This window comes from Streptomyces sp. NPDC001532, from assembly GCF_040298625.1.
Lineage (GTDB): Bacteria > Actinomycetota > Actinomycetes > Streptomycetales > Streptomycetaceae > Streptomyces.
Genome location: NZ_JBEPAL010000018.1, coordinates 1 through 21,676 on the forward strand (window position 1 = coordinate 1; position 21,676 = coordinate 21,676).

The 21,676-nt window shown below is 70.3% G+C and carries 19 protein-coding genes, 1 rRNA gene and 1 riboswitch; of the genes, 15 read left to right on the forward strand and 5 right to left on the reverse strand.

Annotated elements, in window-relative coordinates; all coding sequences use genetic code 11:
- From rrf to ABT232_RS18175, 11 genes are all read left to right on the forward strand, one after another.
- Nucleotides 1–105, forward strand: a 5S ribosomal RNA gene (gene rrf, locus ABT232_RS18125); the annotation flags it as partial.
- Nucleotides 106–217: 112 nt separating this feature from the next.
- Nucleotides 218–826 (forward strand): cardiolipin synthase ClsA, encoded by a 609-nt coding sequence (gene clsA, locus ABT232_RS18130; RefSeq protein WP_351840943.1) that lies wholly within the window; start codon nt 218–220, stop codon nt 824–826.
- Between the two features lie 115 nt (nt 827–941).
- Nucleotides 942–3,437: a sugar phosphate nucleotidyltransferase gene (locus ABT232_RS18135; protein WP_351840945.1), complete on the forward strand. Its 2,496-nt coding sequence runs from the start codon at nt 942–944 to the stop codon at nt 3,435–3,437.
- A gap of 99 nt (nt 3,438–3,536) precedes the next feature.
- Nucleotides 3,537–4,466 (forward strand): DUF881 domain-containing protein, encoded by a 930-nt coding sequence (locus tag ABT232_RS18140; RefSeq protein ID WP_351840947.1) that lies wholly within the window; start codon nt 3,537–3,539, stop codon nt 4,464–4,466.
- Nucleotides 4,463–4,795 carry a small basic family protein gene (locus tag ABT232_RS18145; RefSeq protein WP_003988855.1) on the forward strand — a complete coding sequence of 111 codons (333 nt, stop codon included), beginning with the start codon at nt 4,463–4,465 and terminating at the stop codon, nt 4,793–4,795. Before ABT232_RS18140 ends, ABT232_RS18145 begins: the two co-directional genes overlap by 4 nt.
- Nucleotides 4,796–4,800: 5 nt before the next feature.
- Nucleotides 4,801–5,634 carry a DUF881 domain-containing protein gene (locus ABT232_RS18150; RefSeq protein WP_351840949.1) on the forward strand — a complete coding sequence of 278 codons (834 nt, stop codon included), beginning with the start codon at nt 4,801–4,803 and terminating at the stop codon, nt 5,632–5,634.
- Nucleotides 5,635–5,696: 62 nt separating this feature from the next.
- On the forward strand, nt 5,697–6,659 hold the full coding sequence (locus ABT232_RS18155) for a zinc-ribbon and FHA domain-containing protein (protein ID WP_351841191.1): 963 nt from the start codon (nt 5,697–5,699) through the stop codon (nt 6,657–6,659).
- Nucleotides 6,660–6,703: 44 nt separating this feature from the next.
- Nucleotides 6,704–7,441 (forward strand): transcriptional regulator FtsR, encoded by a 738-nt coding sequence (gene ftsR / locus ABT232_RS18160; protein ID WP_351840951.1) that lies wholly within the window; start codon nt 6,704–6,706, stop codon nt 7,439–7,441.
- 155 nt (nt 7,442–7,596) lie between these two features.
- Nucleotides 7,597–8,070, forward strand: coding sequence for a bifunctional nuclease family protein (locus ABT232_RS18165; RefSeq protein ID WP_026281837.1), 474 nt, complete (start codon nt 7,597–7,599; stop codon nt 8,068–8,070).
- Between the two features lie 252 nt (nt 8,071–8,322).
- Nucleotides 8,323–9,006, forward strand: a complete 684-nt coding sequence (locus ABT232_RS18170) for a MerR family transcriptional regulator (protein WP_351840953.1) — start codon at nt 8,323–8,325, stop codon at nt 9,004–9,006.
- Nucleotides 9,007–9,137: 131 nt separating this feature from the next.
- Nucleotides 9,138–10,535: a DNA polymerase IV gene (locus ABT232_RS18175; RefSeq protein WP_351840955.1), complete on the forward strand. Its 1,398-nt coding sequence runs from the start codon at nt 9,138–9,140 to the stop codon at nt 10,533–10,535.
- Between the two features lie 582 nt (nt 10,536–11,117).
- Here ABT232_RS18175 and ABT232_RS18180 read toward each other — a convergent pair.
- Nucleotides 11,118–11,489, reverse strand: a complete 372-nt coding sequence (locus ABT232_RS18180) for a PRC-barrel domain-containing protein (protein ID WP_351840957.1) — start codon at nt 11,487–11,489, stop codon at nt 11,118–11,120.
- Between the two features lie 113 nt (nt 11,490–11,602).
- Nucleotides 11,603–11,698: riboswitch (glycine riboswitch) on the forward strand.
- 178 nt (nt 11,699–11,876) lie between these two features.
- On the opposite strand from ABT232_RS18180, the gene gcvP reads away from it, so the two are divergent.
- On the forward strand, nt 11,877–14,762 hold the full coding sequence (gcvP, locus tag ABT232_RS18185; RefSeq protein ID WP_351840959.1) for an aminomethyl-transferring glycine dehydrogenase: 2,886 nt from the start codon (nt 11,877–11,879) through the stop codon (nt 14,760–14,762).
- A 189-nt stretch (nt 14,763–14,951) separates the two neighbouring features.
- Here the strand turns inward: gcvP and ABT232_RS18190 are convergent, their stop codons facing one another.
- The 3 genes from ABT232_RS18190 to ABT232_RS18200 form a co-directional block, all read right to left on the reverse strand.
- The gene (locus ABT232_RS18190) at nt 14,952–15,509 is read right to left on the reverse strand and encodes a hypothetical protein (RefSeq protein ID WP_351840961.1); all 558 of its coding nucleotides are present in this window, start codon (nt 15,507–15,509) and stop codon (nt 14,952–14,954) included.
- A gap of 171 nt (nt 15,510–15,680) precedes the next feature.
- A complete protein-coding gene (locus ABT232_RS18195; RefSeq protein WP_351840963.1) occupies nt 15,681–15,887 on the reverse strand; it encodes a DUF5999 family protein in 207 nt (68 codons plus the stop codon).
- A 293-nt stretch (nt 15,888–16,180) separates the two neighbouring features.
- Nucleotides 16,181–16,774: a hypothetical protein gene (locus ABT232_RS18200; protein WP_351840965.1), complete on the reverse strand. Its 594-nt coding sequence runs from the start codon at nt 16,772–16,774 to the stop codon at nt 16,181–16,183.
- Between the two features lie 587 nt (nt 16,775–17,361).
- Between ABT232_RS18200 and ABT232_RS18205 the strand changes: the two genes are divergently transcribed.
- Both ABT232_RS18205 and ABT232_RS18210 read left to right on the forward strand, forming a co-directional pair.
- A complete protein-coding gene (locus ABT232_RS18205) occupies nt 17,362–18,879 on the forward strand; it encodes a glutamate-cysteine ligase family protein (RefSeq protein ID WP_351840967.1) in 1,518 nt (505 codons plus the stop codon).
- A gap of 148 nt (nt 18,880–19,027) precedes the next feature.
- A complete protein-coding gene (locus tag ABT232_RS18210) occupies nt 19,028–19,828 on the forward strand; it encodes a CPBP family intramembrane glutamic endopeptidase (protein ID WP_450871819.1) in 801 nt (266 codons plus the stop codon).
- Nucleotides 19,829–19,987: 159 nt separating this feature from the next.
- Here the strand turns inward: ABT232_RS18210 and ABT232_RS18215 are convergent, their stop codons facing one another.
- Nucleotides 19,988–20,815 carry a PhzF family phenazine biosynthesis protein gene (locus ABT232_RS18215; protein WP_351840969.1) on the reverse strand — a complete coding sequence of 276 codons (828 nt, stop codon included), beginning with the start codon at nt 20,813–20,815 and terminating at the stop codon, nt 19,988–19,990.
- A gap of 194 nt (nt 20,816–21,009) precedes the next feature.
- Here ABT232_RS18215 and ABT232_RS18220 point away from each other — a divergent pair, with 194 nt between their 5' ends.
- Nucleotides 21,010–21,642 carry a helix-turn-helix transcriptional regulator gene (locus ABT232_RS18220; RefSeq protein WP_351840971.1) on the forward strand — a complete coding sequence of 211 codons (633 nt, stop codon included), beginning with the start codon at nt 21,010–21,012 and terminating at the stop codon, nt 21,640–21,642.
- Nucleotides 21,643–21,676: the final 34 nt, after the last annotated feature.

The following is a 21,676-nucleotide window of genomic DNA, read 5'->3' on the forward strand; positions in this document are numbered from 1 at the left end:
AGCGTGAGGGAAACGCCCGGTTACATTCCGAACCCGGAAGCTAAGCCTCACAGCGCCGATGGTACTGCAGGGGGGACCCTGTGGGAGAGTAGGACACCGCCGAACTCCTCTTGATAAAGCTCCGGTTCTTGGGCAGACAGCCCGAGAACCGGAGCTTTTTTGCGTTGCGGTAAGGTCAGGGGGCATCGTCGGTACGTTTCCCACAGGAGGCCCCCGGGTGGAGGTCCAAGAGACCCGTGTTCAGACAGACCGGGTACTCACCATCCCGAACATCCTCAGCATGGCGCGGCTCGTCGGCGTGCCCGTCTTCCTGGGGCTGATCCTCTGGCCCGAGTTCGGCGGTCCGAAGAGTGACGGCTGGGCGCTGCTGGTGCTGGCTCTCAGCGGGGTCAGTGACTATCTGGACGGCAAGCTGGCGCGGCGCTGGAACCAGATCAGCAGCCTTGGCCGGCTTCTGGATCCCGCGGCGGACCGGCTCTACATTCTCTCGACACTGGTCGGTCTCACCTGGCGGGAGATCCTGCCGCTGTGGTTGACCGCTGTACTGCTGGCGCGGGAACTGGTCCTGCTGGTGATGGTGGGCATCCTCCGCCGACACGGCTATCCGCCGCCCCAGGTGAACTTCCTCGGCAAGGCCGCCACCTTCAACCTGATGTACGCCTTCCCCTTGCTGTTGCTCAGTGACGGAACTGGATGGATCTCGTCACTCGCTGCTATTTTCGGATGGGCGTTCGCCGGATGGGGTACAACGCTGTACTGGTGGGCAGGAGTTCTCTACGTGGTCCAAGTCCGCCGTCTCGTTCGCGCGGACGTCAAGGCCGATTGAGCTCACTGATTGCTGCGGTCGCAACGGTGCGATGGCCCGCCGGGGGAAAGTGCGGGACAATTCGGGTGGGTGAAGTCGGCTAGACCGTCGTCTCTTCGAGGAGGACGCTTCCGACATGAAGGCCGTCGTGATGGCCGGAGGCGAAGGCACGCGCCTTCGTCCTATGACCTCAAGCATGCCCAAGCCGCTCCTGCCGGTGGCCAACCGGCCGATCATGGAGCACGTTCTGCGGCTGCTCAAAAGGCATGGGCTCAACGAGACCGTCGTCACCGTGCAGTTCCTCGCCTCACTGGTGAAGAACTACTTCGGTGACGGCGAGGAGCTCGGAATGGAGCTCACCTATGCCAACGAGGAGAAGCCACTCGGTACCGCGGGAAGCGTGAAGAACGCCGAGGAGGCGCTGAAGGACGACACCTTCCTCGTCATCTCCGGTGACGCTCTCACCGACTTCGACCTCACGGACCTGATCAACTTCCACAAGGAAAAGGGCGCGCTCGTCACGGTCTGCCTGACGCGCGTGCCGAATCCTCTGGAATTCGGCATCACCATCGTCGACGAAGAGGGCCGGGTCGAGCGTTTCCTGGAGAAGCCGACCTGGGGTCAGGTCTTCTCGGACACGGTGAACACCGGCATCTACGTGATGGAGCCCGAGGTCTTCAACTACGTCGAGCCCGATGTGCCGGTCGACTGGTCGGGCGATGTCTTCCCCCAGTTGATGAAGGAAGGCAAGCCGATCTACGGCTATGTCGCCGAGGGCTACTGGGAGGACGTCGGCACCCACGAGAGCTATGTGAAGGCGCAGGCCGACGTCCTTGAGGGCAAGGTCGACGTCGAGCTCGACGGCTTCGAGATCTCTCCCGGCGTGTGGGTGGCCGAGGGTGCCGAGGTGCATCCCGACGCCGTTCTGCGAGGGCCGCTCTACGTCGGTGACTACGCCAAGGTGGAGGCCGGCGCGGAGATCCGCGAGCACACCGTGGTGGGCTCGAACGTCGTCGTCAAGAGCGGTGCGTTCCTCCACAAGGCCGTGGTGCACGACAACGTGTACGTCGGGCAGCACAGCAATCTGCGGGGCTGCGTGGTCGGTAAGAACACCGACATCATGCGGGCCGCGCGGATCGAGGACGGCGCCGTCATCGGCGACGAGTGCCTCATCGGCGAAGAATCGATCGTGCAGGGGAACGTCCGGGTCTACCCGTTCAAGACGATCGAGGCCGGCGCCTTCGTCAACACCTCGGTCATATGGGAATCGCGGGGACAGGCGCATCTCTTCGGTGCCCGCGGCGTCTCCGGCATCCTGAACGTCGAGATCACCCCCGAGCTGGCGGTCCGGCTGGCCGGTGCCTACGCCACCACGCTGAAGAAGGGCTCGACCGTCACCACGGCCCGTGACCACTCCCGAGGCGCCCGAGCACTGAAGCGGGCGGTCATCTCCGCGCTCCAGGCCAGCGCCATCGACGTACGGGACCTGGAGAACGTGCCGCTGCCGGTCGCCCGGCAGCAGACGGCGCGAGGGAGCGCCGGCGGCATCATGATCCGGACCACGCCCGGAGTGCCGGACTCCGTGGACATCATGTTCTTCGACGGCCAGGGCGCGGACCTCTCGCAGGGCAGTCAGCGCAAGCTCGACCGGGTGTTCGCGCGGCAGGAGTACCGGCGTGCGTTCCCGGGTGAGATCGGCGATCTGCACTTCCCGGCGAGCGTCTTCGACTCGTACACCGGATCCCTGCTGCGGAACGTCGACACGACCGGGATCGCCGAGTCCGGGCTGAAGGTCGTCGTCGACGCGTCGAACGGCAGCGCGGGACTGGTGCTGCCGAGCCTGCTGGGCAAGCTCGGTGTGGACTCGCTGACCATCAACCCCGGTCTCGACGAGTCGAGGCCCACCGAGTCCGCGGAGACGCGGCGCAAGGGCCTGGTGCGGCTCGGAGAGATCGTCGCGTCCGCGCGAGCGGCGTTCGGCGTGCGTTTCGACCCGGTCGGCGAGCGGCTGTCGCTGGTCGACGAGAAGGGGCGGATCGTCGAGGACGACCGCGCGCTGCTGGTGATGCTGGACCTGGTGGCCGCCGAGCGGCGCAGTGGGCGGGTGGCCCTGCCGGTGACCACGACTCGGATCGCCGAGCAGGTGGCGGCCTATCACGGGACCCAGGTGGAGTGGACCACGACCTCGCCCGACGATCTGACGCGGGTCGGGGCCGAGGAGTCGACCATCTTCGGCGGTGACGGCAAGGGCGGATTCATCGTCCCGGAGTTCAGCAGCGTCTTCGACGGCACGGCCGCCTTCGTACGGCTGATCGGGCTGGTGGCGCGGACCCAGCTCACGCTGAGCCAGATCGACGCCCGGATCCCGCGGGCGCACGTCCTCAAGCGGGACCTGGCGACTCCGTGGGCCGTCAAGGGCCTGGTCATGCGGCGGGTCGTCGAGGCGGCCGGAGACCGCTTCGTGGACACCACCGACGGCGTCCGCGTGGTGGAGGCCGACGGGCGCTGGGTCATGGTGCTGCCCGACCCGGCCGAGGCCGTCACCCATCTGTGGGCCGAAGGGCCGGACGACGCCTCTGCGCAGGCACTGCTCGACGAGTGGTCGGCCGTCGTGGACAGCGCCGGACGGTAGGAACACCCGCACACGCGTAATCCCGGACAGGCCTCCCAGCGGGGGCCTGTCCGGCACGTGGGCAGGGCCATTCGGAGGTAGTGGGCGCGACGTGCGACGATGTGCGGCATGCCGCAGCAGCCCCCCGTTCGGAGCACGTCCACGCGCCCACCCTCGCGTCCGGACGCTTCCATGTCGCTGCTCAACAACGTCATGGATCACAGCCTCGACGACGGGTACGCCGAGGCGGCGGCCCGCAAGAAGGCCGCGGGTGACGGGGGCATGCCCAAGACGCTCCGGGCGCGGCTCGGTCTCGCCGCCGGCCTGGTGCTGGCGGCGCTCGTCGTCACCGTGGGGGCCGCCCAGGCCCGGGTGGCCGCTCCCGCTCTGGCCAAGGAGCGCGAGGAGCTGATCGACCGCATCGACCGCGAGACCGAGGCCGCCGACGAGCTGGAGACCGCCGTCGACAAATTGCGCGACGAGGTCGGCGCGCGGCAGCGGGAGGCGCTGAAGGAGAGCGGCGGCGGGGACCGGACGGAGCTGATGGGCATCCTGTCGGGTGCCGCCGAGGTGCACGGCCCCGGCGTACAGCTGGTCGTGAACGACGCGAAGGAGGCCGGCACCGACAGTGACGGCAATCCTCGCGGGGCCTCGGGTTTCTCCGACACCGGACGGGTGCGCGACCGGGACATGCAGCGGGTGGTCAACGGGCTGTGGGAGTCCGGTGCCGAGGCCGTCTCGATCAACGGCCAGCGGCTGACCGCGCTGTCGGCGATCAGGGCCGCGGGCGACGCCATACTGGTCGACAACCGGCCGCTCGTGCCGCCGTACACGGTCCTCGCGGTGGGGGACGGCGAAGAGCTGAGCAACCGCTTCCAGAACAGTGCGGACGGGCTCTATCTGCATGCCCTCCAGGAGAACTTCGGCATCCGTACCGGAATCTCCGTGGAGGACGACCTCCGGCTGCCGGCCGCGCCGAGCGTGACCGTGCGCACCGCACAGCCGAGATCCGAGTCAGCAAAGCCGACAAGTGAGAAGGGCACATCGTGATCGCCGTACTGGGCCTCGTCGTGGGAGTCGTGGCCGGCCTCTTGGTCCGGCCCGAGGTTCCGGCGGTCGTCGAGCCTTACCTGCCGATCGCCGTCGTCGCGGCACTCGACGCCGTCTTCGGCGGCCTGCGGGCCATGCTCGACGGCATCTTCGACGACAAGGTCTTCGTGGTGTCGTTCCTGTCGAACGTGGTCGTCGCCGCGCTGATCGTGTTCCTGGGCGACAAGTTGGGCGTCGGTGCCCAGCTGTCGACGGGTGTCGTGGTCGTGCTCGGCATCCGTATCTTCTCCAACGCCGCGGCGATCCGCCGGCACGTGTTCCGGGCGTGAGGCCGATGAGCACCCAGGACGAGACGGGCGAGAACCGGCTGCGCAAGGAACTGCCCGAGGAGGCGCCGGCGGCGGCGCCGCAGGCCGAAGCACCCCGGCCGACGGCCGAGCCCGGACTGACCGGCCGGCAGCGGCTGGTGAAGGGGCTGTGGCCGCCGCGCGTCACGCGGGCCCAACTCATCGTGGCCCTGCTGCTGTTCGGGCTGGGCTTCGGTCTGGCCGTCCAGGTCGCCTCGAACAGCGACGGTGACAGTGCTCTGCGCGGAGCGCGCCAGGAGGATCTGGTCCGCATCCTCGATGAACTCGACGACCGTACTCAGCGTCTTGAAGACGAGAAGCGAGGGCTCGAGGAGCAGCGGGACGAGCTGGAGAACAGCTCGAACCAGGCCGAGGAGGCCCGCAGGCAGACGATCGAGAAGGAACGGCAACTGGGCATCCTCGCGGGCACCGTGGCGGCGGAGGGCCCCGGCATCACCATCACCATCGAGGACACGAAGGGAACGGTCGAATCGGACATGCTGCTCGACGCGATCCAGGAGCTGCGCGCCGCCGGCGCGGAGGCGATCCAGGTGAACGGCGTGCGGGTGGTCGCGAGCACCTTCCTGACGGATTCCGGCAAAAGCGTGAGTGTCGACGGGAACAAGATCAACGCGCCCTATCGTTTCAAGGTCATCGGCAAGCCGCAGGACCTCGAACCGGCCCTCAACATCCCTGGAGGCGTGGTGCAGACGCTGGAGAAGGAGCAGGCCACCGTGACGGTGCAGCGGTCGAGCAAGATCGTCGTGGACGCCTTGCGAGCCGCGGAGCGACCTGACTACGCTCGGTCGTCCTCCCAGTGAACCGGCGGTGCATGCCGACCGTCCGGCGAGGGCATGAGGTTGCGGGGGGGTCGCCGCACCGATTGGGTGGTGCGTGGTGGAAACTGTCTGGTGGACACGGACGTTGTGAGGATGTCCGGCTCGGCCAGTGTGTGCAATCAGGGTTCGTCCTGCCCCACGGGCGGGTCTGTTTCGGTCAAGGGGAATCGCCCGTGAAGTTGTTTGCGAAGTTGTTCGGCAAGAGCGCGCGAGAGGGTAGCGACAGCAACGCGACCGCTCGGCATCGCGCGCAGCCTGACGCGGAGGGCCAGCGCCCGCTGTTCCGGGACCAGGTGGCTGGTCCGGGCGGTGACATTTCGGGAGGTCAGGGCGCGCCGTCTGTTGACCCTGCCCAGTCCGGCGGCATAGGTTTCGGGCAACCGTCAACCTCAAGTACGGGTGGAGGGTTCTCCTCTGGTCCGTACGCGTCCAATGCCCCGGCGGGGCAGCCGCGGCAGGAGGATCCGTCCATGTCGGTCCTGGTGTGTACGAGGTGCGGTAACCGCAACGCGGAGAGCAGCCGCTTCTGTTCCAACTGTGGCGCGCCGCTGCGGGCGGGCGCGACGCCGGAGCGTCCGTCGGAGACGACCTCCACAATCTCGATCAGCGGTCTGGAGGCCTACGACGCCGAGGCCACCGGCCAGACGCCGATGCCCACCCTCTCCCCGGAGGCGCAGGCCGCCGTCGACGCGCTGCCGCTGGGCTCCGCGCTGCTGGTGGTGCGCCGGGGGCCGAACTCGGGCAGTCGCTTCCTGCTGGACAGCGACCTGACCACGGCCGGGCGGCACCCGCAGAGCGACATCTTCCTGGACGACGTGACGGTCTCCAGGCGGCACGTGGAGTTCCGGCGCAGCCCGGACGGGTCGTTCACGGTGGCCGACGTGGGCAGCCTCAACGGCACGTACGTCAACCGCGAGCGGATCGACCAGGTCGCCCTGTCCAACGGTGACGAGGTGCAGATCGGCAAGTACCGGCTGGTCTTCTACGCGAGCCGGCAGGGCATCTGACCCTCCCCCAGACGCAGTCCGGGGGGAAACCCCAGGGAAGGTCCATGCTTCAAACACCGAGCGGCGGTGCCGGGAGCGGTACCGCCGCCGCGGACAGTGGGCTGATGAGCATCGGCACGGTGCTGAACACGCTGCGCGAGGAGTTCCCCGAAGTCACCATCTCCAAGATCCGTTTCCTGGAGTCGGAGGGGCTGATCGAGCCGCAGCGGACCCCCTCGGGGTATCGCAAGTTCAGCCCCGGTGACGTCGAGCGTCTCGGCCATGTCCTGAGGATGCAGCGGGACCACTATCTGCCGCTCAAGGTGATTCGTGAGCACCTGGACGCGGTGGAGCGCGGCGAGGAGGTACGCCTGCCCACGGTCGGCCGGCAGCGCGACGGGGAAGCGGGACCGGAGCCGGCCGAGGCGCCCACGGCGGCGAGGATCGGGCGGGCGGAGTTGCTCGCCGCCGCCGGGATCGACGACCGGCAACTGGCCGAGTGGGAGTCGTACGGGCTGATCACGGCGCTGGCGGAGGGCGTGTACGACGCCGAGACGGTCACCGTGGCCGGGCTGGTGGCCGAACTGGGGCGGTTCGGGATCGAGCCGCGGCATCTGCGGTCGATGAAGGCCGCCGCCGACCGTGAGGCCGGGCTGGTGGACCAGGTGGTGGCCCCGCTGAAGCGTCACCGCAATCCGCAGACCAGGACGCTCGCGGAGGCCCGCACGAAGGAGCTGGCGGGGCTCGCGGTGAAGCTGCACGCGGCCTTGGTGCAGATCGCGCTCGGAGTGCGGCTGCCCTGACCTGGGGCGCACCGCGCGGTGGGATGGATCGGGCGCTGTCGCGGGAGGCGACAGGGGCCTACGGGCGGATGTGCCGGGAGGCTCGGACGGCCGGATCGGGAGCCTGATACCGGCCCGACTACCCAAACATCCCGAGCACGGCCTAGGGTTGCTGTGTGAACGAGCTCGATGTCGTAGGTGTCCGGGTCGAGATGCCCTCCAACCAACCGATCGTGCTCCTGCGTGAAGTGGGAGGCGACCGCTACCTCCCCATCTGGATCGGGCCGGGGGAGGCGACGGCGATCGCCTTCGCCCAGCAGGGCATGGCCCCCGCACGACCGCTGACCCACGACCTGTTCAAGGACGTGCTGGAGGCCGTCGGCCAGGAGCTCACCGAAGTGCGCATCACCGATCTGCGTGAGGGCGTCTTCTATGCCGAGCTGGTGTTCGCCAGCGGCGTCGAGGTGAGCGCCCGCCCATCCGATGCCATAGCGCTGGCCCTGCGCACCGGAACGCCGATCTACGGCAGTGACGGGGTGCTCGACGACGCCGGTATCGCGATCCCGGACGAGCAGGAGGACGAGGTGGAGAAATTCCGCGAGTTCCTGGACCAGATCTCGCCCGAGGACTTCGGCAGCAGCAGCCAGTGAAATGGGGGCGGCCCGGCGGACTTTCGGTCGGCCGGGCCGCACTCCGCCCTGTGCCGACGTCGGCAATTGCCAGCGGCGAGTGAGAGCGTCCTGCGGCTCCGGCCGAGAGCATTCGGCTAGCCTTTCCCCGCGGTGGGGTGCGGGAAACCACTCCTAGGGTGATTATCACTCGGCGTGCCGAGTGTGGCGATCGTTGACGCACCCTTGGTGACTGCCTACCGTCGAGAAGGCAGGTCAAGGACGGAGGTCGGCGTGAGAAGCAGCGGCGACGGTACGGCTGGGGGTGCCCCCGGACGCAGTCTCGGGGAGAGCGGTCCGTACCCTCCCCCCGGTTCTCAGCTGCGGTCGGGCAGGGGGTATCCGCAACCCGGCAGGGCGACCGACCGCGTTCCCCAGCGGCCCACGGTGGTGCCCGGCGGTGAGGGCGCGGCGTCCGAGGAGCCCGAGGAGGTCGGCTACCGAGGTCCGACGGCCTGTGCGGCCGCCGGAATCACCTATCGGCAACTGGACTACTGGGCGCGCACCGGACTGGTCGAGCCGAGCGTACGACCCGCCTACGGGTCGGGGACCCAGCGGCTGTACAGCTTCCGGGACGTCGTGGTCCTGAAGATCGTGAAGCGGTTTCTCGACACGGGGGTGTCGCTCCAGAACATTCGCACCGCCGTGCAGCATCTCAGAGAACGCGGTTTCCGTGATCTCGAGCGTATGACCCTGATGAGCGACGGTGCGACGGTGTACGAGTGCACCTCGCCCGACGAGGTCCACGCGCTGCTCCAGGGCGGGCAGGGGATCTTCGGGATCGCGGTCGGCGTCGTGTGGCGGGACGTCGAGAGCGCCTTGTCGCAGCTGCACGGGGAGCGCATCGACACCGGAGAGACGCTGGTCGGGCACAACCCGGCCGACGAACTGGCCCGGCGTCGCAACCGGGCGGTCTGAGGGGCCGCCGGAGCCCCACGCGGGTCCGGGACGCGCTGCACGGGGCGCGAGAGGCCTGGTGAGGGCCCCGGCGTGCGGTGGGTCAGCGGTGTACCGCCGCATTGTCAGTGGCGTGGTGCAGCATCGGAGATGTGAGAACCGCGCCCACGATCCTGCATCTCGACATGGATGCCTTCTTCGCCTCGGTGGAGCAGGCGTCGAAGCCGAGCCTGCGCGGGAAGGCCGTCGTCGTGGGCGGGCTGGGACCGCGCGGAGTGGTCGCCACCGCGTCCTACGAGGCCCGGGTCTTCGGGGTGCATTCGGCGATGCCGATGGGGCAGGCGCGGCGGCTGGCGCCGAACGCCGCGTATCTGGTGCCGCGCTTCGGGTTCTACCGGTCGATCAGCGAGCAGGTGATGGCGCTGCTGCGGTCGCTGTCGCCGCTGGTGGAGCCGCTGAGTCTCGATGAGGCTTTCGTGGATCTGGAGGCCGGGGGAGCGGCCTGGGACGAGATGTCGGCGCGGCTGGCGGGGACGAAGCTGCGCGCGGACATCCGGGAGGTCACCGGGTTGACCGGGTCGGTCGGGCTGGCCGCCTCCAAGATGCTCGCGAAGATCGCCTCGGAGGAGGCCAAGCCGGACGGGCTGCTCGTGATCGAACCGGGAACGGAGCGGGCACTGCTCGGGCCGATGTCGGTGCGGACGCTGCCGGGGGTGGGGCCGGCGACGGGAGACCATCTGCGGCGGGCCGGGATCACCACGGTCGAGGAGCTCGCCGAGGCGGGTGAGGACGAGCTGGTGCGCCTGGTGGGCAAGGCGCATGGGCATGCCCTGTACGCGATGGCGCTGGCGCGGGACGAGCGGCCGGTGGTCGCCGAGCGCGAGACGAAGTCGGTGTCGGTCGAGGACACCTACGACGTGGACATCCACGACCGGCTCCGGGTGGGGCTCGAGGTGCAGCGGCTCGCGGACCGGTGCGTGCGGCGGCTGCGGGGGGCGGGGCTGTCCGGGCGGACCATCGTGCTGAAGGTGCGCCGATACGACTTCTCGACGCTGACGCGCTCCGAGACGCTGCGCGGGCCCACGGACGACCCGGCGGTGGTCCGTGAGGCCGCGGCGCGGCTGCTGGAGGCCGTGGACACGACGGGCGGCGTCCGGCTGCTCGGGGTCGGCGTCAGCGGACTCGCGGACTACACGCAGGAAGACCTGTTCGCCCAGGCCGCGGGGGAACGGGAGGATGGGCCCGCGGAGGAGGCGGCGGCCGAGGAGCACGCGCCCGGGGAGGTGGAGCCGGTCGAGCGGCGCTGGTCGGCGGGGCACGATGTGCGGCACGCCGAGTACGGGCACGGCTGGGTGCAGGGCAGCGGGCTCGGGAGGGTGACCGTGCGGTTCGAGACGCCCTGGTCGGAGCCGGGGCGGGTGCGGACGTTCCGGGTGGACGATCCGGCGCTGGAGCCGGCGGAGCCGTTGCCGCTGGTGCCGGTGAGGCCTGAGCGGGGTGGTGTGGTGCCGGGGGACGGCGCGAGGGTGGTGCCGGGAGTGCGTGAGTGAGTGGCTAAGCGGCTGTGGAGCGTGGTCGAGCGGGCTGGGTGGGTGCGGTCGGGGTGTGCGGCTCGGTGGGGCTGAGTAGGGGGACGGCGGGGTGCGGGGCAGTGGGCCGGGGAGGGTGCCTGTGCGGTGCTCGGCGGCCTCGTCCGGGCCGGGGCGGGTCGGGTCGGATGCGGACGTTCCGGGTGGGCGATTCGGTGCTGGAGTCGGCGGAGCCGTTGTCGCTGGTGCCGGTGAGGATCGAGCGAGGTGAGGTGGTGCCGGGGGCGGCGCGACGGTGGTGCCGGGAGTGAGTGGGTGAAGTCGGGGTGTGCGGCTCGGCCGGGCCGAGTAGGGGTACGGCCGGGGAGGGTGCGCCTGTGCGGTTCTCGGTGCCCTCCGGGCCGGGTCGGTGCGGACGTTTCGGGTGGGCGATTCGGTGTTGGAGTCGGCGGAGCCGTTGTCGCTGGGGCTGCTGAGGCCTGAGCGTGGTGAGGCAGGCGGTGCCGGGTGTGCATTGCTGAGGGACTGGGGAGGCCGAGCGGGCTGGGTGGGTGAAGTCGGGGTGCGCGGCTCGGCCGGGCTGGTGGCTCTCCTTCGGTCGGGTCAGGGCTCGTCCGTGCCCGCCAGCTTGCCGAAATCGTGGTCCGGCAGGGCGGGTGGGGCCGCGATGTCCAGACCGTAGTGGTGGTAGAGCTGCAGTTCCTGCTCCGGGGAGAGATGACGGCCCACGCCGAAGTCCGGGGCGTCCTTGATCAGGGCGCGGTCGAAAGGCACGTGGAGGCTGCCCTCGATCATTTCGCTGGGTTCCAGCGGGACGAAGGCATCCCTGCTGAACAGGCCGGTCCGTATGGCGGCCCACTCCGGCACGCCGGTCGCGTCGTCGAGATAGACCTCGTCGATGGTGCCGATCTTGGTGCCGTTGCGGTCGAACGCCTTGCGGCCGATCAGGTTGCGCGGATCGATATCGGTCAGCACGGGCCCTCCACGTCGTCGCAACTCATCCGTAAGCACTACGAAAGAGCACAATGGTGAACCCGGCCACTCGAACGCCTGGGCGTTGACCTCGCTGGTAGGCTGACAACGGCTGCTGACCCCGTGCGGGAGAGTCCTCCGGAGATCACCGGAGGCGCCGAAGGAGCAAATCCTCCCCGGAATCTCTCAGGCCCATGTACCGCACGGACGAGGTCACTCTGGAAAGCAGGGCGGGTGTCGACGGCTTCCGCTCTCACCGACGGTGAAAGCCGGATCCCCCTAGGGCGGGTCCGGTGAAACTCTCAGGTTGAGATGACAGAGGGGGAGGCCGTCCGGGCACCCGCGCCGTGGTGCCCCTCGCAGGTCGCGTCAGACCAGGAGGCCTCCGCAATGACCGAGCATCGCATTCCGCTCTCCGAGCTCGAACAGGGCACACCGTTCGAGCAGCGCCACATCGGACCCGACCACGAGGCTCGGGCGAAGATGCTCGCGCAGGTCGGTTACGGCTCGCTGGACGAGCTCACCGCCGCCGCGGTCCCGGATGTGATCAAGAACGCCGACGCCCTGGACCTGCCGGGTGCGCGGACCGAGGCCGAGGTGCTGGCCGAGCTGCGAGGGCTGGCCGACCGCAACCAGGTCCTCGACTCCATGATCGGACTCGGGTACTACGGCACCTTCACGCCGCCCGTGATCCTGCGCAATGTGATGGAGAACCCGGCCTGGTACACGGCCTACACGCCGTACCAGCCCGAGATCTCCCAGGGGCGCCTGGAGGCGCTGCTGAACTTCCAGACCGTGGTCGCCGACCTCACCGGCCTGCCGACCTCCGGCGCCTCGCTGCTCGACGAGGGCACGGCCGCGGCCGAGGCGATGGCGCTGTCCCGGCGCATGGGCAAGAACAAGAAGGGCCTGTTCCTGGTCGACGCGGACGCGCTGCCGCAGACCATCGCCGTGATCCAGACCCGCGCCGAGCCGACCGGCGTCGAGGTCGTCGTCGCCGACCTCGACGAGGGCATCCCGGCCGAGCTGGACGGGCGGGAGATCAACGGCGTGCTCGTCCAGTACCCCGGCGCCTCCGGTGCCGTACGGGACATCAAGCCGCTCATCGACCAGGCCCACGAGCGGGGCGCGCTCGTCACCGTCGCCGCCGACCTGCTCGCGCTGACGCTGCTGAAGTCGCCCGGTGAGCTGGGTGCCGACATCGCCGTCGGGACCACGCAGCGCTTCGGTGTGCCGATGGGCTTCGGCGGGCCGCACGCCGGCTACATGGCCGTCCAGGAGAAGATGGCCCGCAGCCTGCCCGGGCGGCTCGTGGGTGTGTCCGTGGACGCCGACGGGAACAAGGCGTACCGGCTGGCGCTGCAGACCCGCGAGCAGCACATCCGCCGTGAGAAGGCGACCAGCAACATCTGCACCGCGCAGGTGCTGCTCGCGGTGATGGCCGGTATGTACGCCGTCTACCACGGCCCCGAGGGGCTGCGGGGCATCGCGCGGCGCACCCACCGGTACGCGTCGATCCTGGCCGCGGGCCTGGCGAAGGGCGGGGCCGAGATCGTCCACGGCGCCTTCTTCGACACCCTGACCGTGCGGGTGCCGGGCCGGGCCGCCGAGATCGTGGCCGCCGCCCGGGTGAACGGCGTCAACCTGCGGCTCGTCGACGCCGACCAGGTGTCGATCGCCTGCGACGAGACCACCTCGCGGGCCCAGCTGGCCGCGGTGTGGAACGCCTTCGGCGTCGAGGGCACCATCGACGCGCTGGACGCGACCACCGAGGACGCCCTGCCGGACGCCCTGCTGCGCACCGACGACTTCCTCACCCACCCGGTCTTCCAGCAGTACCGCTCCGAGACCGCGATGCTGCGCTACCTGCGTCGGCTCGCCGACCGGGACTACGCGCTGGACCGCGGCATGATCCCGCTGGGCTCCTGCACCATGAAGCTCAACGCGACCACCGAGATGGAGCCGGTCACCTGGCCGGAGTTCGGGCAGCTGCACCCGTTCGCGCCCGAGGAGCAGGCGCAGGGCTACCTCACGCTCATCCGCGAGCTGGAGGAACGTCTCGCCGAGGTCACCGGCTACGACAAGGTGTCGCTCCAGCCGAACGCCGGATCGCAGGGCGAGCTGGCCGGTCTGCTGGCCGTGCGCGGCTACCACCGGGCCAACGGCGACGAGCAGCGGACCGTGTGTCTGATCCCGTCCTCCGCGCACGGCACCAACGCCGCCAGCGCCGTGATGGCCGGGATGAAGGTCGTCGTGGTGAAGACCGCCGAGGACGGCGAGATCGACGTCGACGACCTGCGGGCGAAGATCGAGCAGTACCGCGACGAGCTGTCGGTGCTGATGATCACCTACCCGTCGACGCACGGTGTGTTCGAGGAGCACGTCTCCGACATCTGCGCGCAGGTCCACGAGGCCGGCGGTCAGGTGTACGTGGACGGCGCCAACCTCAACGCGCTGGTCGGCCTGGCCAAGCCGGGTCACTTCGGCGGTGACGTCTCGCACCTGAACCTGCACAAGACGTTCTGCATCCCGCACGGCGGTGGCGGTCCCGGCGTCGGCCCGGTGGCCGTGCGCGAGCACCTGGCGCCGTACCTGCCGAACCACCCGCTCCAGCCGGCGGCCGGTCCGGAGACGGGCGTCGGCCCCATCTCGGCCGCGCCCTGGGGCTCCGCGGGCATCCTGCCGATCTCGTGGGCGTACGTCCGGCTGATGGGCGGCGAGGGGCTGAAGCGGGCCACGCAGGTGGCGGTGCTCAGCGCCAACTACATCGCCAAGCGCCTGGAGCCGCACTACCCCGTGCTCTACACCGGCCCCGGCGGGCTGGTCGCGCACGAGTGCATCATCGATCTGCGCCCGCTCACCAAGGCGACCGGCGTGAGCGTCGACGACGTCGCCAAGCGGCTGATCGACTACGGCTTCCACGCGCCGACGATGTCGTTCCCGGTGGCCGGGACGCTGATGATCGAGCCGACCGAGTCCGAGGACCTGAGCGAGCTGGACCGGTTCTGCGAGGCGATGATCGCCATCCGTGCGGAGATCGAGAAGGTCGGCTCCGGCGAGTGGCCCGCCGAGGACAACCCGCTGCGCAACGCGCCGCACACCGCGGCCGCGCTCGGCGGGGAGTGGGAGCACGCGTACGGCCGTGACACGGCGGTCTTCCCGGCCGGGGTGTCCGTCGCCGACAAGTACTGGCCGCCGGTGCGCCGGATCGACCAGGCGTTCGGTGACCGGAACCTGGTGTGCTCGTGCCCGCCGCTGGACGCGTACGAGGACTGAGCGAGTGTAGGGAGCCGGAGCCCCCTTCGGGCACGGCTCCTTCGGGCACGGCTCCTTCGGGCAGGGCCCCGCTTCGGCTTGACGGCCGGGGCGGGGCCCTCGCCGTTCTCCAGCCCTCGACGAGCCCCCGACTTCGCGAGTGCCGCCGGTGCGGCTGCCGCCGTGCGGGGCGGTGGCGCGTTCGCCCGGCTAGTCGAGGTTCGACACCCGGAACACGGCCAGGGCGGTCTCCTGGTCGACGCGTCTGCACAGGTGGCGCAGCGCGGTGCGGCCGCAGAGCAGGGCGCCGGAGGCCTCCGCGCGGTGGGCGTCCTCGTCGAGGCGGTGCCACAGTTCTGGGTTGTCGAGGAGGACGCGGGGGTCGAGGTCGACGCGGGCGCCGAAGGTGTCGCGCAGCACCAGGCGCTCGGCGACGCCGTCGCAGCAGCGCACCGAGACCAGCAGATCGGTGCGGACCCGCCGGGTGCGCAGCAGGAAACGCGACTCCAGCCAGCCGGGGCCGGCGGCGACGCGCGGTGGGCAGAGCATCAGGAAGACCAGGGCGGCCAGGGCCGGCCAGAGGGCGCCGCGCCAGGGGCTGAGGGTGGCGGCGGCCCAGTCGATGAGGAACAGCGCCGCGAGGAGTACGGCCGCACAGCCCAGTGCGCTGTGCAGGTGCCGCGCCCAGTGGCGGTCGTACGCCGTGGGGCAGTGGTGCCGCTCGGGTAAGCGGGACAGGTCGGGTCGCGCTTCGTCGGAGGGCGTCATGTGTTCGACGCTAGGGTCCGGGCGGGCCGGGCCGGTGCGGCTTGACGTGACTCTGACGGGCGGAGGGGCGTTTCTTGACGCGCTCCGGGCCGCTGATGGGTGGATGGGCGGGTCCGGACAGGCAGCGGGGCCGGTTCGGGAACCGGCCCCTGTGTTCGTGTTCGGTCGTGCTCAGGCGGCCGTCATCACCTGGCTGGTCTCCACAGGACGGTGCGGGGCGATGATCTGGCCGTCCGGCAGGAGCTCACCGGTGTCCTCGAAGAGCACGACGCCGTTGCACAGCAGGCTCCATCCCTGCTCCGGGTGGTGTGCCGCGAGCCGGGCGCCTTCCCGGTCGGCGGAGTCGGCGGTCGGGCACGGTGGCTGGTGCTGGCACATTGGTGGGATCTCTCGCTCTGTCGTCTTCATGGCCGCCCCCCGTTGCGATAAGTCGGTCGGAACCCAGTGTTGCCCTACGGGCGTCGTTCCGCAGGGATTTCGCAGCACCGCTTCTCATAGGTTGATGACGCATCACCCGCGCGGACGGTTCATCTCAACTGCACTGTCCCTTTGGGTGGTTCGGGGTGGCCGGAAGGGGCTAGTCCGGACGGGGGGTACGGCGGAACGGACGTACCCCGCCGCGGAGATCCGGGGCGGGGTACGAGGCGGGGTGGTGCGCCGATGGGCGGCCGTCAGGCCGGGGCGCCGGAGCCCAGCAGGGGCGGCGCGGGTGTCGCACGGAGGGTCAGCACCGGCAGCAGATCGGCGACCCGGTGCGGCCGGTGGGCCGCGATGCCGGGCGGGGCCGGGGCCAGGGGCACCAGCAGATCGGTGGCCGCGGGATGACCGTCGGCTCCGTCGGCGGTGCGGTCGCCGTGCAGCCACAGCGTCAGCATGTACAGGCTGGGCACGGACAGCAGGCGCGGCTGGTAGGGATGGGTGAGCGTCTCGGCCTGGCGCAGTGCGCGCTCGGTGGAGACGATGTACGGCCCCTCGAAGAAGTGGGAGAACGCCCAGCCGTCGGGCGTCAGCATGGTGTCGGCCGCGGCCACGGCGCGATCGCCGCAGCGGATCAGGAACCGCCATCCGGCCAGCCGGGTGACGGCCGTGCCTTGGGCGGTGACGCTGTCGAGGACGTGCACGGGCAGGGGCAGCTCCGGGGTGACAGGGCCCTGGGCGGTGCGCAGGGAGGGAGTTCGGGCCTCGCGGACGGCGGTGGGGGAACCGAGTGCCGTGAGGACGGAACGCAGTGCGGGCGCGGGAGCCTCGGGGACATGCAGCGGCATGGTGGGTCGCCTCTCGTTCGACAGGCACGCTGGCGCGGGGGCTGGGCGGACGGCGCTGTCAGCTCACATGGTCAGAGAGGCGGGGGCCGGGGTCTGTGCGCGAGGGGTGAATGAGGGCTGCCGTGTTCGTCTCGACGGCAGGCTCGGGCGACCGGGCGCCAGCCTTCTCTGCCTTGTGCGCGAAGTTTATACGACACATGTTCAGGCGGTGTTTCGCCTAGCTGTTTGCGGGCACTCCGGCCAGAAGTGATTCAGCCGGTGTAGCGTCGACGATACGCGCGGAAACATCCCGATTCCAGGCCGCGAGCGCCACGGTGACCTCGGGAAATGCCCGGGCCGCGGTCGGCCATTTCTCGTCGGCGTTTTTCACTAGGGATGCGCGTGCGGATGCCGGGTACAGAAAATGCCTCCTGCGCCATGCCCCGTGAATGTGCCATCGGTCATCTTCGGCGGTGTGACCAGAGTAGCCGTCCGGGGCGTCGGCCGGGGACGTTATGGATCGCTCGGGCGGGGCATCATCCACCCTGCACCCGGAACACCCCGGCGGCCGGATCGCCGGCCCGCCGCCACCGAGGAGGGACGCTTCGATGGGGGAGAAGGTCGTGGCAGGCGCGTTCGACCTGTCCGATCGGCAGCGCTACCGGGACAAGCTCGGGCAGTGCCTGACTGGCCTGGAGCGACTCCTGGAGGAGAAGCGGTTCGATCGGCCCAAGAACCTCATGGGCCTGGAGATCGAGCTGAATCTCGCGGGCGCCGACGGCATGCCGAGAATGCTGAACGGTCAAGTTCTGGAAAGGATCGCCAGTAGGGATTTCCAAACAGAACTCGCCATGTTCAACCTGGAAGTGAACATCGCCCCCCACCGGCTGGGCGGGCGGGTATTCGATCGGCTCGCCGAGGAACTCCGTACGTCACTGGCATATGCGCATCGGAAGGCCGGAGAAGTCGACGCCGGAATCGTGATGATCGGTATTCTGCCGACGCTGGAGCGCGACGACCTGGTCTCGACCAACCTCTCCGAGGTCGACCGTTACACCTTGTTGAACGATCAGATCGTGGCGGCGCGCGGTGAGGAGTTCACGCTCGACATCGACGGTGTGGAGCACCTGGTGTGCACGTCGAAGTCGATCGCGCCGGAGGCCGCCTGCACCTCCGTGCAGCTGCACCTCCAGGTCACGCCGGGCCGCTTCGCCGATGTGTGGAACGCGGCGCAGGCCGCGTCGGCCGCGCAGATAGCCGTCGGCGCCAACTCGCCCTTCCTGTTCGGCAGGGAGCTGTGGCGGGAGTCCAGGCCGCCGCTGTTCCAGCAGTCCACCGACACCCGCCCGCCCGAGCTCCAGGCGCAGGGGGTGCGGCCGCGGACCTGGTTCGGCGAGCGGTGGATCTCCTCGGCGTTCGACCTCTTCGAGGAGAACCTGCGCTACTTCCCGGCGCTGCTGCCGATCTGCGACGACGAGGACCCGCTGGCCGTGCTGGACGCGGGCGGTGTGCCGTCGCTGGCCGAGCTGGTGCTGCACAACGGCACGGTCTACCGCTGGAACCGGCCGGTGTACGACATCGCCGACGGCGTTCCGCATCTGCGGGTGGAGAACCGGGTGCTGCCCGCGGGGCCGACGGTGACCGACGTCGTCGCCAACGCGGCCTTCTACTACGGACTGGTGCGGGCGCTGGCCGAGGAGTCGCGGCCGGTGTGGACCCGGATGCCGTTCGAGGCGGCCGCCGCCAACTTCGACGCCGCCTGCCGGTACGGCATCGAGGCGCGGTTCACCTGGCCGCGGCGCGGACGGCTCGGCGGGCTCGCCGAGGTCGACGCCGTCAGCCTCGTACGCGACGAACTGCTGCCGCTGGCCGAGGCGGGGCTGGACGCGTGGGGAGTGGAACCGGCGGACCGCGATCTCTACCTCGGGGTGATCGAGGAGCGGTGCCGGCGGCGGATGAACGGAGCCTCGTGGCAGGTCGCCACGTTCCACCAGGCGCTGGAGGCGGGGCTGCCGCGGGACGCGGCGCTGGCCGCCACCACCCGGCGGTACGCCGAGCTGATGCGCGTGGGCGAGCCCGTGCATGTCTGGCCGGTCGGACTGCCGAACCTGGTGCCGACGCGGTGACCGCCGGAACACCCGGAAGCAACGGCCAAGGTCGTCGCGGGCGCGGCGACGGGAGGGGTGAGGTGTGAGACCGGCCGCTCCGGCTTCGTAAGCTCTGCCCGTAGTCCGTCGCCGATGTGGGGCGGGCGGTGACGCAACGGGAGGCAGAGTGCAGGCCGAGGCGGACGCGGTGGTCGGTCCATCGCCGCGGGAACAGCCCGGGCGGCGGATCCTGCGGGACGAGACGCTGCTGGTGCTGGGGTTCTCGCTGGGAGCCAGCGGGGTCTCCGCGCTGATCAGCTTCATCGGCTCGGTGACGAAACCGGGCGGGCTCAGGGACCAGGCGGCCACACTCAACGCCTCGGCCGCGCCGGGCCGGCCCTGGCTCGACCTGGCCTGGCAGCTCTTCGGCATCACCTCCGCGCTGGTGCCGGTCGCGCTCGTCGCGCATCTGCTGATGCGCGAGGGGCAGAGCATGCGCACGCTCGGCTTCGACCGCTCCCGGCCCTGGCCCGACCTCGGCCGCGGCGCCGCCGTCGCCGCGGTGATCGGCAGCACCGGCATCGCCTTCTACCTCGCCGCGCGCGGACTCGGCTTCAACCTCACCGTGGTGCCCGAGGCGCTGCCCGAGGTGTGGTGGAAGTACCCGGTGCTGATCCTCTCGGCGTTGCAGAACGCGATCGTGGAGGAAGTCATCGTCGTCGGCTATCTGCTCCGCCGGCTCGGCCAGTTGGGCTGGTCGCCCGGCAGCGCGCTGATGGCCAGTTCCGTACTGCGCGGCTCGTACCACCTCTACCAGGGCATCGGCGGCTTCGTCGGCAACCTCGTGATGGGCGTCGTCTTCGTCTACCTGTACCGGCGCTGGGGCCGGGTGGGCCCCCTGGTCGTCGCGCACTCGCTGCTCGACATCGGGGCGTTCGTGGGCTACTCGCTGCTGGCGGGCAAGGTGGACTGGCTGCCGACGGCTTGAGCGACGGGGGCCGTCGGCAGCGACGACGGCCGTCGGCAGGGCGGCTGAGAAGAGCCGGGAAGACCCGAGGAGAGCCGGGAGGACCCGAGGAGAGCCGGGAAGAGGGGCGTACGAGAATGTCGTACGCCCCTTCTTCGTGCGCCCCTCTTCCCGTGCCGTTCACCGCTGCGCTGTCGGCTCCGCGCGCAGCTCGCCCTCGATGACGGTGACCGCGTGTCCGCTGAGCAGGGTGCGGTCGCCGCGCAGTTCGACGTGGACGCGGCCGGAGCGCCGCGAGGCCTGGAGGCCGGTCAGGGCCGGGCGGCCGAGGCGGTCGCACCAGAACGGGGCGAGGGCCGTGTGGGCGCTGCCGGTGACCGGGTCCTCGTCGATGCCGACGTTCGGGAAGAAGCAGCGGGAGACGAAGTCGTGACCAGCCGCCGGGTCCTTGGCGCGGGCGGTCGCGATGATGCCGCGCCGGGAGAACGCGGCGAGCGCCTTGTGGTCCGGGGCCAGGGCGTGGACGGTCTCCTCGTCGGCCAGCTCCAGCAGCAGGTCTCCGACGTTGGGTCCGGTGTCGAAGGCCGCGAGGGGCTGCGCGCCCAGGGCCTCGGCGACCCCGTCCGGAGCCTCGACCGGGGTGAGCGGGGCGGTGGGGAAGTCGAGGGTGATCGAGCCGTCCTCGCCGGGTGCGGCGATCAGGATTCCGCTGCGGGTGGCGAAGCGGACGGGGCCCTCATGGGCGCCGGTGGTGTGCAGGACGTGGGCGGCGGCCAGGGTGGCGTGGCCGCACAGGTTGACCTCGGCGACCGGCGTGAACCAGCGAAGCGCCCAGTCGGCCTCGCCGCCCTCGGGCAGGCGGTGGGCGAAGGCCGTCTCGGCGTGGTTGACCTCCAGGGCCACCTGCTGGAGCCAGGTGTCGTCCGGGAAGGCGTCGAGGAGCAGGACCCCGGCCGGGTTGCCGGCGAAGGGGCGGTCGGTGAAGGCGTCGACGATTCGAATCCGCATGGCATGACGCTAGGGGCTGCGCAAAGCCGCAGGCCAAGGCCAATCGGCGAGTCCTGGCCCGATTCGCCGCACGGCGATCTCCGGTGCGGCCGACGGAGGAGTCGGAGGGGGCTTGCCAGCCGAAGACTTCCGATATATCGTTGAAGCATCGCGAACGATACGCGACAGATCAACGAATGAGTGGAGTGATTGTGATGCGTACGCATGGATTCGAGCGTGGACACGGTGGTCCCGGCGGCGCCGGACGGCACGGCCACGGCGGCGGTTTCGGTGGGTTCGACGGGCGGCGGGCCGCCTTCGGTCCCTTCGGGCCGGGTGGCCCGGGCTTCGGCGGACCGGGATTCGGTGGCGGCCCCTGGGGTCGAGGGCGCGGCGGACCGCGCGGCAGGGCACGGCGCGGTGATGTACGGGCGTCGATCCTGGCCCTGCTGAAGGACCGGCCGATGCACGGCTACGAGATGATCCAGGAGATCGCCGAGCGCAGCGGCGGCGCGTGGAAGCCCAGCCCCGGCTCGGTGTACCCCACCCTCCAGCTGCTGGAGGACGAGGGCCTGATCTCCAGTGAGTCCGAGGGCGGCAAGAAGCTCTTCGCGCTCACCGAGGCGGGTCGCGCGGCGGCCGAGGAAGGCCCGGAGGCGCCCTGGGAGGAGGCCTCGCGAACGGTCGACTGGGAGGCGCTGAACGACATCCGGCAGGCCGGTTTCGGTCTGATGGAGGCCTTCGGCCAGGTCTGGAAGACCGGCACCCCCGAGCAGCGCGAGAAGGCGCTGGCCGTCATCAACGACGCCCGCAAGAAGCTGTATCTGATCCTCGCCGACGAGGACTGAGCGGCGGCCGGCCGCCCTCCCGGCGCCCCTGCCG